We start from the raw sequence: 11,840 nt of genomic DNA on the forward strand, positions 1-11,840 counted from the left end.
GACGGCCGCCCGTCCGTGAGCCCGCACCACCGCCGCCCGCCGCACCCGAGGAGCACGCCCATGACCACCTCCGTCCGCCCCGCCCGCCGTACCCTCGGCGCCTTCGCCGCCGCCGCGGCCCTCACCGCCGGCCTGCTCGGCGTCTCCACCGCGACCGCTCCGCCGGCCCGCGCCGCCGCCTGCACCGGCACCTCCGGCGTCACCGTGGTCGTCGACTTCACCGCCCTCGGTGGCGGTATCGAGACCGGCTGCGCCCCGGGAGACCCGGCCAGCGGCCTCGCCGCGCTGACCGGCGCCGGTTTCTCCTACGCCTTCCACCCGCGCTTCCCGGGCTTCGTCTGCAAGATCAACACCCTGCCAACGACCTGCACCAACCCGACCGGCACCGCCTACTGGTCGTACTGGCACGCCCCGCACGGCGGCCCGTGGTCCTACAGCAACCTCGGTGCCGGCTCCTACAACCCGGCCCCGGGCGAGGTCGAGGGCTGGTCCTTCGGTGCCGGTGCCCAGCCGGGCATCACCGCCCCCTGACCCCGGACCCGCTCGGTGGGTTCTCCGTGCGGACGCTCGGCCGGGGGCGGCCGGGTGTCCGCACGCTGCCCGTCGGACGGACCACGCCCTGGCGACCGGGGCGGACCGCGCTCTACTGGCCGGGCGTCTTCGGGGCCTCCAACTCCACGTGGTGGACGGCGAAGCCACCCCGCAGCACCGGGGCGAACGGGGCCGGAGCCATGCAGGTGCCCACCACCGGCTGGTAGGGCTTCTGGTCGGCGTCCATGTCGAGGTTGGCCACACCCCAGGAGAAGCCGAGGCGGGCGGCGTCGCGGCCGCTGCCCTGATAGATGCTCAGGCCGATCCGTTCCTTGTGGCCCTCGGTGTCGATGACGGCGGTCAGGGTGGCGACCGGGCCGCCGGTGCTGAGGCAGTCCACCTCCGCCTCGGCGCTGTACACCTCCCCGGTGGCGCCCACGCGGTGCGAGTAGCGGACCGTGCCCACGGCGTCGGTGGGCAGCCCGTTGGGCGCCTTGGTGCCCGGGAGGGGGCGGGAGTACGGCTTCGCCCGGGCGTCGACGGTGAACCAGATCTCGTCGTCCGGGGAGAAGGCGTACCAGATCCGGGCGCTGCCGCTGACGGTCGCCGGTCGTGCGGGCCGGCCGTCCCGGCCTTCGGGCGCGGAGTCGACGGGCCCGGAGCCGACGGACAGGGCATCGGCGGAGGCCGGCGCGACGCCCGTGAGCGCCGCGAGGGCCAGCCCGGCGGCAGCGGTGGCCCGGGCGGTCCGGACGGCGGCACGGTTGCGGGTACGAATGCGGAACATGGTGGGTCTCCCTCCCCGGCGGCCCGGTCGGCCGCCCTCTCGATGCCCCCAATCCTGGTCGCGGCACCCCCACCCGCACATGTGCCGATCGGCACATTTACCGAGCCCACCCGGGCGCTCCACCCCTGCCGAACGGCAGGGTCGGATCCTACGGTCCGTCAGCCGGCCGCCACCGGCACGCCGTCCGGGCGGCCGTTCAGAAGTGCGGCGACGTGGTCGGCGCAGCGGACGGCGGCCTCGGCCATCGCACTGCGGGTCATCCCGGCGACGTGCGGCGTCAGCAGGGCGTTCGGGAGCCCGAACAGCGGTGAGTCGAACGCGGCGTGCTCGTGCTCGAAGGTGTCGACGGCCGCCGCCGCGAGCGGGTGCCCGGGATCGCGCAGGGCCTCGGCCAGGGCCCGCTCGTCGACGATCCCGCCCCGGGCGGTGTTCAGCAGGATCGCGCCCGGCCGCAGCAGTGCCAGTTCACGGCGGCCGATCAGGCCCCTGGTCCGCGCGGTGAGCGGCAGGTGGACGGACACCACGTCGCTGCTCGCCAGCAGTTCGGCGAGGGAGTCCGCCTGCCGGACGCCGTCCCCCTGTGCAGGGCCGCGGCCGAGGCCCTGCACGGTCAGGCCGAGGGCGCGGGCCCGGCCGGCCAGCGCGCGGCCGATCCGGCCCGGGCCGAGGATGCCGAGGGTCAGTTCGGACAGTGCCCGGGCCGGTGCCGCCGGACTGCGCCAATCACCTTGGTGCGAAGCCGTGTTGTGGCCGACCAGATCCCGGGTCAGGGCGAGCAGCTGGGCCAGCGCGAACTCGGCGACCGCGTCGGCGTTGGACCCGGGTGTGTGGGTGACCACGACTCCGTGGCGGGCGGCGGCGGCGAGGTCGACGTGATCGGTGCCCGCCCCGGCCCGGCCGATCACCCGCAGCGGCCCGGTCGCGGTACCGGCATCCCCGGAAACGGCGGCGCCACCGGTGGCAGTGCCACCGGCCGTGGCGGCGAGGAACGCGGCGCGGAACGGCACCCCGGCCCGGGACTTGACGGCCTGGTGCCCGCCGTCGCGAAGGGTCTCGGCGATCAGGGCCGCCTCGTCGAAGGGGTCGAAGTCGGTGAACTCCACGCGCCCGCCCCAGGCGGCCCGCGCGGCCGCCCGGTCGGCGACCCGCCGCAGGTTCAGGGTGACGGCCAGGCCGTGGCCGAGCAGGCGCTCCAGCTCCGCACCGAGCAGGTCCCCGGGTGCCGCGTCCAGCAACAGGATCCGATGCCGCCTCAACACGCCCCCCCGCTCCGGGCCGGAGCCTCACGAGCGCGGTACGGCGCGCGGCAGCCGGTCGATGATGATCATCACTGCCAAGCTACAGCGAACCGGGGGGCTTGCGGCAAGACCCCGGTGACGTCGGAGAATCACCCGTCGAGGCCGGAGCCGGAGCAAGAGGCCGGAGCAAGAGGCCGGAGCAAGAGGCCGGAGCCGAAGCCGGAGCCGGGAAGGCACCGGAACGGCACCGGAAGAGCAGATGTGGAAGGAGCGCGGGATGCGCGTTGTGCTGTCGACCTACGGGTCGCGGGGAGATGTCGAGCCGCTGCTGGGACTGGCGGTGCGGTTGCGCGAACTGGGCGCGGACGTACGGCTCTGCGCACCGTCGGACGAGGAGTTCGCGGCCCGGTCGGCCGCGCTCGGCATCCCGCTGGTGCCGGTCGGCGACCCGGTGCGGGCGCTGGTGACCGGTGCGGCGCCGGCGCCGACGGACTTCCCCACCCGGGTGGCGAGGCTGACGGCGGCGTCCTACGAGGCGGTCCTCGGGCAGGCGGCGGCGGGCGGCGCGGTCGTCGCGACCGGGCTGTTCCCGAGCGCGGCCGGTGCCAGGGCGGCGGCGGAGAAGGCGGGCGCCCGGTTCGTCTACGCGGGCCTGCAGCCCACCGTCCTGCCGTCGCCGCACCACCCGCCGTTCCAGTACCCGGGCCGCCCCGCGCCGCCCGAGGGCGCCGACAACGCGAAGCTGTGGGAGCTGGACGTCGAGAGCATGAACGCGATGTTCGGTGGACCGGTCAACGCGCACCGGGCGTCGGTCGGCCTGCCGACGGTGGCGAACGTCCGCGACCACGTCCTCACCGAGCGGCCGTGGCTGGCCACCGACCCGACCCTCGGCCCCTGGCGGCTGCCCGCCGAACTCGACGTGGTGCAGACCGGAGCCTGGCTGCTGCCGGACCCGCGACCGCTTCCCGCCGAGCTGACCGCCTTCCTGGACGCGGGCGAGCCCCCGGTGTACGTGGGCTTCGGCAGCATGCCGATGCGCGGTTCGGAGGACATCGCCCGACTGGCGGTCGAGGAGGCCGGGGCGGCCGGCCGCCGGGTGGTCGTCGGCCGGGGCTGGGCGGAACTGTCGGCAGGCGCGGAACACGCGCGGGGCGACGGCGGTGCGGCCGGCCCGGTCGACCGCTTCGTGGTCGGCGAGGTGAACCACCAGGTGCTGTTCGCCCGGGTCGCCGCCGTCGTGCACCACGGCGGCGCGGGCACCACCGCGGCAGCCGCCCGGGCCGGTGCGCCGCAACTGGTGGTGCCGCAGATCGTCGACCAGCCGTACTGGGCCGCCCGGGTCGCCGAGCTGGGCATCGGCGCGGTGCACGACACGGCCGTGCCGACCGCCGGGTCCGTCGCCGCCGCGCTGCGGACCGTCCTGTCGCCGCAGACCCGGGACCGGGCCGCCGCCGTGGCCGCCGGGATCCGCACCGACGGCGCGGAGGTGGCCGCGCGCCTGCTGCTCGACGGGTCCTGACCCAGGTCCTGAGCCAGGTCCTGAGCCAGGTTCCGGCCCGGGGTCCTGTCCCGGGTCCACGGCCGGTCCGGGGCGGTCGCGGGCCTCTCCCGTGCGTTCCCGCCGCACCGGCCGTCGGCCCGACAGCCGGTGCGGCCCCGACGGCCGGTGCGGCCCCGACGGCCGGTGCGGCGGGACGGGTGCCGGGCACGGTTCTGCCCGGATCGGGAGGAGTGAACCCGTGCAAAACGGAATGAATCCCCCCAGGTCGGGTACCACAACCTACGGAGCGGCCGTTCCGCGCCGCAGGCCGCTCCCGTGCCCTTTCCGGGCGCCACCTGGATCGTCGCTCGACGAAGCCGGGCAGAGGTCTTCGAGAAGAGGGGCCGCAGCGCGCGGGCGATCACGCCCACCCCCTCTTGCGGTCCGAGGCGTTCCCGCTGCCCAGGAGTACCGCCGTGTCCGTCCCGACCCTGGGGACCGGCCACCGAGCCGGCCCGCCGTCCGTGGCGGCCTCCGACCTGCCCCCGGACCTGCCTCCGCGTCCCACCGAGGCGCGGCTGCGCGCCATGGGCAAGACCGAGGCGCGCGAACTCAGCGACGCGCTCTTCGACCGCCTCGCCGGGCTGGCCCGCGAGTCCCACGCCTACAGCTACGTGCGCGGCACCGTCATCGAACTCAACATGCCGCTGGTGCGGTTCGTCGCCGCCCGCTTCCGTCACCGCCCCGGGGAGATGGACGACATCCTCCAGATCGGCACCGTCGGCCTGATCAAGGCGGTCGACGGCTACGACCCGGGGCGTGGCGTCGAGTTCGTCACCTACGCCATCCCCACCATCGCCGGTGAGATCAAGCGGTTCTTCCGGGACACCTCCTGGCCGGTCCGGGTGCCGCGACGGATGCAGGAGTGCTACCTCGCGGTGGCGCGCGGCTCGGACCGGCTGGAGCAGGAGCTCGGTCGGCTGCCGCACCCCGAGGAGATCGCGGAGGCGCTCGACCTCAGCATGGAGGAGGTCGCGGAGGGGCTGATCGCCGTCCGGATCCACCGCTCGGACTCCCTCGACGCGCTGCGCGAGGAGGACACCGACGAGTCCGGCAGCGCACTGCTGGACCGGCTCGGATCCTGCGACCCGGGCATCGAGCTGGCCGAGTTCCGCACCGCCGTCCGCCCCCTGCTCGGGCGGCTGCCGAAGCGCGAGCAGATGGTGCTCGAACTGCGGTTCTGGGAGGACCGGACGCAGTCGGAGATCGCCGACCGGATCGGCGTCTCGCAGATGCACGTGTCCCGGCTGCTCTCCGCCACCCTGGCCCACCTCCGGGAAGAGCTGGACGACCGCGACGCGGCCGGTTGGAGCGACGACCCGCCCGACCCCGCGACCCGCCCGGACCAGGGTTCCGGCTGACTCCGCGGAGCATCCCACCCCGCCCCGACATCCGACGCCCTCCTCGTGTTTCCGGCCCCCCGCAGTGGTTAGCCGCACTGTGGGGGGCCGTCGACCTGAAGTCGCGCGGCGTCCGGTCACCGGACCTCCGCGCAGGTACCGCGCAGGAACAGGAGCACCGCCATGTCCCGCCGCCCGCCCCGACCCGCCGCCGGCACCACGGCCGCCCCGGACGGGCCGGTCGGCCTCACCGCAGGCGCCCGGCCGTGGGCCGGGGGCACCCTCCTCGTGCTGCGGGGGGAACTCGACCTGGACTCCGTCGCCGTGCTGAGCGAGGCTCTGGAGGGCGCGCTCGCCGCCCCCGGCACGGTCGTCCTGATCGACTGCGGTGACCTCGCCTTCTGCGACTCCACCGGCCTGTCGGAACTGCTCGACGCCGCCGTCCGCGCCCGGGAGCGCGGCAGCCGGATCGAGCTGGCCCGCCCCCGGCCGATCGTCCGGCGCGTGCTCGAACTCACCGGTGCCACCGAAGCGCTCCCCGTCCACGACGGCCTGCCACCGTGACGGGGGAGCGGGCCACCGCTCAGTGGTCGGCGGAGGCCATCGTCTCGCGCACCGTGACCAGGCACGGATCGCAGTAGCGGTCGGGCGCCCCGACGGGTGCCCCCAAGCCGTTCGGGACCACTCGGCGGGACAGTTCCAGCAACTGCCCGCAGAGCGCCGTCGACGCGTCGTCCTTCGACACCACGTGCCACATCAGGCCCGACGGGTCCACCGCCGCCGGGTCGGTCTCGGCCCACATCTCGTACACAACTGCCTCCCTGAGCAGGGGTTCGGGCCCTCCCCATGGAATCCCGGGCCGCGCCGGTCGGCCACCGGGTGGCACCCACTGGGACGGTTCCGCGGCTTCGAGGATTGCCGACGGGCCGTCGGGGGCACGCGCGCGTGGGCGACCGGGAGCGCCCGTCCCGGCCGTGCCGCGGGACCACCCCGTGCCGTGCCGCAGGACCGTCGGCGCGACCGGTGACGAACCGGCGCCGGGCCGTGGGCGGTTGTCCCGCCGCCCATCGGGTAGGCGTCGGGGATGGAGCGCTACGAACCCCCGACGGACGGTGGCGCCGACGCGGGCGACGCGTCGGCGTACGACCTCTGTGACCACTGCGGCCGGGTCGTCCTGGTCGAGGATCTGCTCGGCGCGCTGGTCCCGGACTCCTCCGTCGTTCACGACTCGGACCCGCGGCTCGACGGCGAGCGGGTCGTCACCGCCTGCTCGGCCCAGCACCTCGCCGTGCTGGTCGGGGTCTACCGCGACCGCCCGTTCGTCCCGGAGGAGCAGTGGGCGGCCAAGGTCTGCCGCGTCCTCGCCGAGCACGACGACCCGGTGCCGCTGAGCGAGGTCGCCGCGCTCAGCGGCCTCTCCGAGCAGCAGGCGCAGCAGGGCGTGGACTGGCACAACGCCCGGGCGCGCGAGTGGCGGGCCGAGTTCGGCGACCCGGACGCCCCCGACGACGACCCGGCCGACTGATCCGCCCGCCACGGCTCCCGCCACAGGTCTCGCCACGGGTCCCGCCGCGCGCCCGCGTCCCGGTCCCCGGGGCCGGGCGTCACTCCTGCGGCCCGATTCCGGGTGCCGGAACCCGGGTACGGAACCGCCCGTCCGTCCCCGCCGAACGCGCTCCCGGAGGCATCCGTGCCCGACATGAACGGCCCCTACAAGCCCGGCACCCCGTGCTGGATCGACCTGATGGTGCCCGACCAGCAGGCGGCCCTCGACTTCTACGGCGAGGTGTTCGGCTGGCAGGGCGAGATCGGGCCCGCCGAACAGGGCGGGTACTCGGTCTGCACCCTGAAGGGCAAGCCGGTCGCCGGGATCATGAAGGCGATGAACCCGGACGGCACTGTCCCCGACCCGATGCCGCCGACGGCGTGGACCACGTACCTGTCCACGGACTCCCTCGACGCCGCCCTCAAGACCGTCACCGACGCCGGCGGCTCGGTGGTGGCTGGGCCGATGGACGTCATGGACCTCGGGCGGATGGCCGTGATCGCGGACCCGACCGGGGCCGTCGTCGGCCTCTGGCAGCCCGGGACCTTCGACGGCGCGGGCATCGTCAACGAGCACGGCGCGCTGATCTGGAACGAGCTCGCCACCCGTGACCGCACGGCGGCCGCCGCCTTCTACTCCGCCGTACTGCCGGTCACCACCGGCCGCTCCGAGGCGCCGGGCGCCGAGGGGTACATCGAGTTCAAGGTCAACGGTCGCGCGGTAGGCGGGATGATGGACCTGTCCACCTTCCCGCCGGGCGTCCCGCCGCACTGGCAGCCGTACTTCAACGTGGACGACGTCGACGAGATCCAGGCGGCCGTCGTGCGCGCGGGCGGCACCGTCCTCACCCCGGCCTTCGACATGGCCGCCAACCGGCTGGCCGTCCTCGCCGACCCGCAGGGCGGAGCCTTCTCGGTGATCACCTGGCCGACGCCGGAGGACCCGGCGGGCTGACCCCGCACGGTCGTGCGGCCCCGGTGCCATGCCCGGCACCGGGGCCGCACGACGTGGTGGGACCGGTCATCGGTCCGGCGGCCCGGTCGGCGCCGGCCGCTTCGCTCCGTCGTCCGCGGGGGTCAGTGCTTGCCCATGTCCTTGCCCGCGTCCTTGACCTTCTCGGCGGCCTGCTTGAGGTCGCTCTTCATCTGGGTGCCGCGCCCCTCGGCTTCCATCGTCCGGTCGCCCGTCGCCTTTCCGGTGACCTCCTTGGCCTTGCCACGGGCCTTCTCGGCCATATTGCGGATCTTGTCGTCGGTGGCCATGGGTTCTGCCTCCCTTCGCTGGGCGGGCGGGTTGCCCACCCGAGCGGCGTCTGCCCGCTCCGACCCGGTCCATGCGTCAGCCGGACGGAGGCCGGTGGCGGTCGGCAGGACCTCGGTCCCCGCCGTCGCCGTTGCCGCGGTCCCCGTCGCGGTCCCGCGCGCCGCCCCCGTCGCCCTCGCGCGCACCGCCCTCGCGGTCGCTGCGGCGGCGCAGGTGGAGCGCGGGAACGAGTAGCCAGGTGGCCGCGAACCAGGCCATCACCGCGCCCGCGATCCAGGCGGCTGCGGCGCCGCCGACGGCCACCCGCAGCAACAGCAGGAGCGCGGCCGCGAAGGTGAGTGCCCGAACAGGATCTGCGAGCCGGTCTGCGCGACCCGGACCTCCTGGAGCAGGTCGCTCCACCGGCGGTCGGCGCGTTCTTCCGCCGACTCCCGCCGTCCTGTGCGGACGGAGGCGGTGTCGCCCCGCCCGGTCGTCCCCGGTGGCATCCGGCCCACCTCCGTCCCGGGCGGTGCCCTCCGTCGGGTGCGTCGACGGCGGTCGCGCTCCTCCGGGGTTCATTCCGCGTGTAGCCGCACCTGGCCCGGGCAAACGCCGGGCATGGACGCGACGACCCGGCCACCGCCGGGGCCGCCCTGCCCGGCGGTCGACCGGCCGGTGCCCGCCGTCCGCGCGGTCCGACCCGCCGCGCGGCATCATGGTCCGGACGGCACGAGGCCGTTCCGACCGGACCGGGAGCCAGCCATGCATCTGTCCGCCGGGGGCGCCGGGGACACGGGGGACGAGCGGGACACGGGCGAGCCGGGCGAGCACCGCCCGGGGGAACTGCGCATCGAGGTGCGGCGCACCGGGACGGTGCGGATCGTGTCCGTCGGGGGAGAACTCGACCACGACTCGGCCGACGGGCTGCGCACGGCCCTGTCCGGGCTGCCGGAGGACGGCCTGGCCCGGATCCTGGTGGACCTCGCCGAGCTCAGCTTCTGCGACTCGACCGGCGTGAACATCCTGCTGCAGGCCCGGCAGGACGCGGAACTGGCCGGCGTCCGGTTGGAGATCGCCGCGCCGCGCCCCTCCGTCGTCCGGCTGTTCGCGGTCACCGGGGCGGACGCCGTCCTGCGGATCCACCCCAGCGTCGGCCTCGCGCTGGCCGAGGACGGCGGCCGGGCCGGGGCCGACGGTCCGAGTGGCCCAGGCAGTACGAGCGACCCAGGCAGTACGAGCGGCGCCGGCGGTCCCGACGACCCGGGACCCACGGCACCGGCTGGACCCGGGGGACCGAGATGAACCACCCGGGAACCGCTGCCGCACCGGATCGGGACCGGACCCGGCGACTGTCGCTGAGCAGCAGCGAGGGCGCCGTGCAGCAGTGCCGGGACTTCAGCCGTCAGGCGCTGCTCGACTGGCACTGGCTGGCGGTCGACGGCGACGGCCGGCCCGACGACGAGCAGGTGGCCGTCTTCGAGGATGTCCTGCTGATGGTCTCCGAGCTGGTCACCAACGCCTGTCTGCACGCCCCCGGCGGGCCGCGCGAGCTGCGGCTGCGCTGGGACACCGTCCGACTGCGGGTCGAGGTCAGCGACACCAGCCCGGTCCCGCCGGAGCTGCGCCCGTTCGCCGACCCGGGGCAGCCGGGCGGCCACGGCCTGCGCGTGGTGGACCGGCTCGCCCGCGCCTGGGGCTCGCGGCCCGAGGCCGGTGGAAAGTCGGTCTGGCTGGAGGTGTCGTCCCCCCTGGCGCACGGCCTCTGAACCGCGGGAGCACCGTCTCCGAAGGGAGCACCGTCTCCGAACCGAGGTGCCCGAACCGCCGGGAGCGGTTCGGGCACCTCGGTTCAGGGCCGCCTCAGCCGCCTCAGCCGCCTCAGCCGCCGAGCGGCCGGGGCTCCGTCGGCGGACCCGGCTCGGGTACGGCGGGCGGGCCCGGGTCGGGGTCGGGCGGCGGGAAGGGCGGTACGGGCGGCGGCGCCGGGTCCGGCAGCGGCCGGGGTGCGGGGTCGGGGTGCGGGAACGGTTCGGTGTCCGGATGGACGGGTGGCGGGACGGTCATGACGGCCGCGCCTCCTTTCCGGGGTCGTACGGGGATTTCCGGGGTCGTACCCGGGCCGCCGCGGTGCGGGCGGACCCGGCCGGACGGGGGAACCCACCTGGACGGCCCGGCGGCATCAGCGGCCGAGCGCCCGGGCCAGCTCGCTCTTGTTCATCTTCGAGCGGCCCTCGACGTTGCGCTGCCTGGCCTCGTTGTACAGCTGGTCGTAGGTGGGTCCGCCCGCGCCCCGGTGCGAGCGCTGCCCGCCCCTTCGGCCGGAGGAGATGTCGTGGGTGGAGCTGCGACTGGCGGTCCTGGACTCGCCGTGCCGGGCGCGTTCCTTGTTGACGGTCCGGGCGGCGATCTCCTCGGCGCGGTCCTCGCTCTCGCCGCGCTCCAGCGCGCTCTCCTTGATGTGCTCGTACTGGCGCTCCCGCTTGGGGCTCGATCCTCGGGGCATGGCGGCGCTCCTTCCGTCGGCCGCGTCCCTGGCCAGGTGGCGCCTACCCGGCGGCGCGGGGGCAAAACGGGCCCGGGCCCCGCACGCCGATCCTGTCCCGGCCGCCCCGTCTGTCACCGGCGGCGGGACGGTGGCACAGTGGGAGGCGGGGCGGCGCCGCCGCTCCCACCGGTCGGAGCCGCCGTGGAGCGGTCCGGCCGCGCGGTCGATCCGGACGGTGGACGGATGGACGAACACCGAGCGCCCGACACCGCGGCGGGCCGAACGGGCCGTACGGGCCGTGCGGACGGGCCCGAGCAGCCCGACCGGCCCGAGCAGCCGGACCAGGTCCTGCGGCAGCTGCTCGCCGGGCTGACGGCGGTCCGGGACGGCGACTTCCGCACCCGGCTCGGGTCCGACCTGCCGGGTGTGCCGGGGGAGATCGCCACCGTCTTCAACGGCATGGTCGAGCAGCTCGCCCGGGTGACCTCGGAGGTGACCCGGGTGGCGCGGGAGGTCGGCTCCGAGGGCCGGCTCGGCGGCCAGGCGCACGTCCCCGGCGCGGCCGGGACGTGGCTCGACCTCACGGACGCGGTCAACGCGATGGCCGGCGACCTCACCCATCAGCTGCGCAACATCGCCCAGGTGACCACGGCGGTGGCGCGGGGCGACCTCACCCAGAAGATCGAGGTCGACGCGCGCGGCGAACTCCTCGAACTCAAGAACACCGTCAACACGATGGTCGACCAGCTGTCGGCGTTCGCGGACGAGGTGACCCGGGTGGCGCGGGAGGTCGGCTCCGAAGGGCGGCTCGGCGGCCAGGCCGACGTCCGCGACGCGTCCGGCACCTGGCGCGACCTCACCGAGTCCGTCAACGTCATGGCCGACAACCTCACCGCGCAGGTGCGCTCCATCGCCGAGGTGACGACGGCGGTGGCCGGGGGAGACCTCAGCCAGAAGATCCGGGTGGACGCCCGTGGGGAGATCCTGGAGCTGAAGGAGACCATCAACACGATGGTCGACCAGCTGTCGGCGTTCGCCGACGAGGTGACCCGGGTGGCGCGGGACGTCGGCACCGAGGGCAACCTCGGCGGCCAGGCCACCGTCCGGGGCGTGTCCGGGACGTGGAAG

Annotated in this window: 17 protein-coding genes; 9 read left to right on the forward strand and 8 right to left on the reverse strand. The window is 75.4% G+C overall.

Features of this window, described 5'->3' with window-relative positions; all coding sequences use genetic code 11:
- Window positions 1-60 precede the first annotated feature (60 nt).
- Window positions 61-531, forward strand: a complete 471-nt coding sequence (locus ADK60_RS15835) for a hypothetical protein (RefSeq protein ID WP_045944643.1) — start codon at window positions 61-63, stop codon at window positions 529-531.
- Between the two features lie 112 nt (window positions 532-643).
- Here ADK60_RS15835 and ADK60_RS15840 read toward each other — a convergent pair whose 3' ends face one another.
- Both ADK60_RS15840 and ADK60_RS15845 read right to left on the reverse strand, forming a co-directional pair.
- Window positions 644-1,318 (reverse strand): hypothetical protein, encoded by a 675-nt coding sequence (locus tag ADK60_RS15840; protein WP_053646644.1) that lies wholly within the window; start codon window positions 1,316-1,318, stop codon window positions 644-646.
- Between the two features lie 158 nt (window positions 1,319-1,476).
- On the reverse strand, window positions 1,477-2,577 hold the full coding sequence (locus tag ADK60_RS15845; protein WP_234371105.1) for an NAD(P)-dependent oxidoreductase: 1,101 nt from the start codon (window positions 2,575-2,577) through the stop codon (window positions 1,477-1,479).
- Between the two features lie 256 nt (window positions 2,578-2,833).
- On the opposite strand from ADK60_RS15845, the gene ADK60_RS15850 reads away from it, so the two are divergent.
- The 3 genes from ADK60_RS15850 (at window position 2,834) to ADK60_RS15860 (ending at window position 6,000) form a co-directional block, all read left to right on the forward strand.
- Window positions 2,834-4,075 carry a glycosyltransferase gene (locus ADK60_RS15850; protein WP_053646648.1) on the forward strand — a complete coding sequence of 414 codons (1,242 nt, stop codon included), beginning with the start codon at window positions 2,834-2,836 and terminating at the stop codon, window positions 4,073-4,075.
- A 437-nt stretch (window positions 4,076-4,512) separates the two neighbouring features.
- Window positions 4,513-5,457 (forward strand): SigB/SigF/SigG family RNA polymerase sigma factor, encoded by a 945-nt coding sequence (locus ADK60_RS15855; RefSeq protein ID WP_234371106.1) that lies wholly within the window; start codon window positions 4,513-4,515, stop codon window positions 5,455-5,457.
- Window positions 5,458-5,619: 162 nt separating this feature from the next.
- On the forward strand, window positions 5,620-6,000 hold the full coding sequence (locus tag ADK60_RS15860) for an STAS domain-containing protein (RefSeq protein WP_045944694.1): 381 nt from the start codon (window positions 5,620-5,622) through the stop codon (window positions 5,998-6,000).
- Between the two features lie 19 nt (window positions 6,001-6,019).
- Here ADK60_RS15860 and ADK60_RS15865 read toward each other — a convergent pair whose 3' ends face one another.
- Window positions 6,020-6,247 (reverse strand): hypothetical protein, encoded by a 228-nt coding sequence (locus ADK60_RS15865; protein WP_053646650.1) that lies wholly within the window; start codon window positions 6,245-6,247, stop codon window positions 6,020-6,022.
- 273 nt (window positions 6,248-6,520) lie between these two features.
- Between ADK60_RS15865 and ADK60_RS15870 the strand changes: the two genes are divergently transcribed.
- Both ADK60_RS15870 and ADK60_RS15875 read left to right on the forward strand, forming a co-directional pair.
- The gene (locus tag ADK60_RS15870; protein ID WP_053646652.1) at window positions 6,521-6,961 is read left to right on the forward strand and encodes a hypothetical protein; all 441 of its coding nucleotides are present in this window, start codon (window positions 6,521-6,523) and stop codon (window positions 6,959-6,961) included.
- 174 nt (window positions 6,962-7,135) lie between these two features.
- Complete coding sequence (locus tag ADK60_RS15875) at window positions 7,136-7,936, forward strand: VOC family protein (protein WP_053646654.1); 801 nt, start codon at window positions 7,136-7,138, stop codon at window positions 7,934-7,936.
- Window positions 7,937-8,058: 122 nt separating this feature from the next.
- Here the strand turns inward: ADK60_RS15875 and ADK60_RS15880 are convergent, their stop codons facing one another.
- The 3 genes from ADK60_RS15880 to ADK60_RS48120 form a co-directional block, all read right to left on the reverse strand.
- Entirely contained in the window at window positions 8,059-8,244 is a 186-nt protein-coding gene (locus tag ADK60_RS15880) for a CsbD family protein (protein ID WP_045944697.1), read from the reverse strand.
- 76 nt (window positions 8,245-8,320) lie between these two features.
- Window positions 8,321-8,557 carry a hypothetical protein gene (locus ADK60_RS48115; RefSeq protein WP_353651751.1) on the reverse strand — a complete coding sequence of 79 codons (237 nt, stop codon included), beginning with the start codon at window positions 8,555-8,557 and terminating at the stop codon, window positions 8,321-8,323.
- Entirely contained in the window at window positions 8,503-8,733 is a 231-nt protein-coding gene (locus ADK60_RS48120; protein ID WP_353651750.1) for a DUF6328 family protein, read from the reverse strand. The genes ADK60_RS48115 and ADK60_RS48120 overlap by 55 nt, the downstream gene beginning before the upstream one ends.
- A gap of 256 nt (window positions 8,734-8,989) precedes the next feature.
- On the opposite strand from ADK60_RS48120, the gene ADK60_RS47660 reads away from it, so the two are divergent.
- Complete coding sequence (locus ADK60_RS47660) at window positions 8,990-9,529, forward strand: STAS domain-containing protein (RefSeq protein WP_063783161.1); 540 nt, start codon at window positions 8,990-8,992, stop codon at window positions 9,527-9,529.
- On the forward strand, window positions 9,526-9,993 hold the full coding sequence (locus ADK60_RS15895) for an ATP-binding protein (RefSeq protein ID WP_053646658.1): 468 nt from the start codon (window positions 9,526-9,528) through the stop codon (window positions 9,991-9,993). The genes ADK60_RS47660 and ADK60_RS15895 overlap by 4 nt, the downstream gene beginning before the upstream one ends.
- A 112-nt stretch (window positions 9,994-10,105) precedes the next feature.
- On the opposite strand, the gene ADK60_RS15900 is transcribed toward ADK60_RS15895, so the two are convergent.
- Window positions 10,106-10,291: a hypothetical protein gene (locus tag ADK60_RS15900; protein ID WP_053646660.1), complete on the reverse strand. Its 186-nt coding sequence runs from the start codon at window positions 10,289-10,291 to the stop codon at window positions 10,106-10,108.
- 115 nt (window positions 10,292-10,406) lie between these two features.
- Entirely contained in the window at window positions 10,407-10,730 is a 324-nt protein-coding gene (locus ADK60_RS15905) for a hypothetical protein (protein WP_053646662.1), read from the reverse strand.
- 225 nt (window positions 10,731-10,955) lie between these two features.
- Between ADK60_RS15905 and ADK60_RS15910 the strand changes: the two genes are divergently transcribed.
- A partial coding sequence (locus ADK60_RS15910) for a HAMP domain-containing protein (protein WP_159400452.1) occupies window positions 10,956-11,840 on the forward strand: 885 nt, incomplete at its 3' end.

This window comes from Streptomyces sp. XY431 (assembly GCF_001279805.1).
GTDB lineage: Bacteria > Actinomycetota > Actinomycetes > Streptomycetales > Streptomycetaceae > Kitasatospora > Kitasatospora purpeofusca.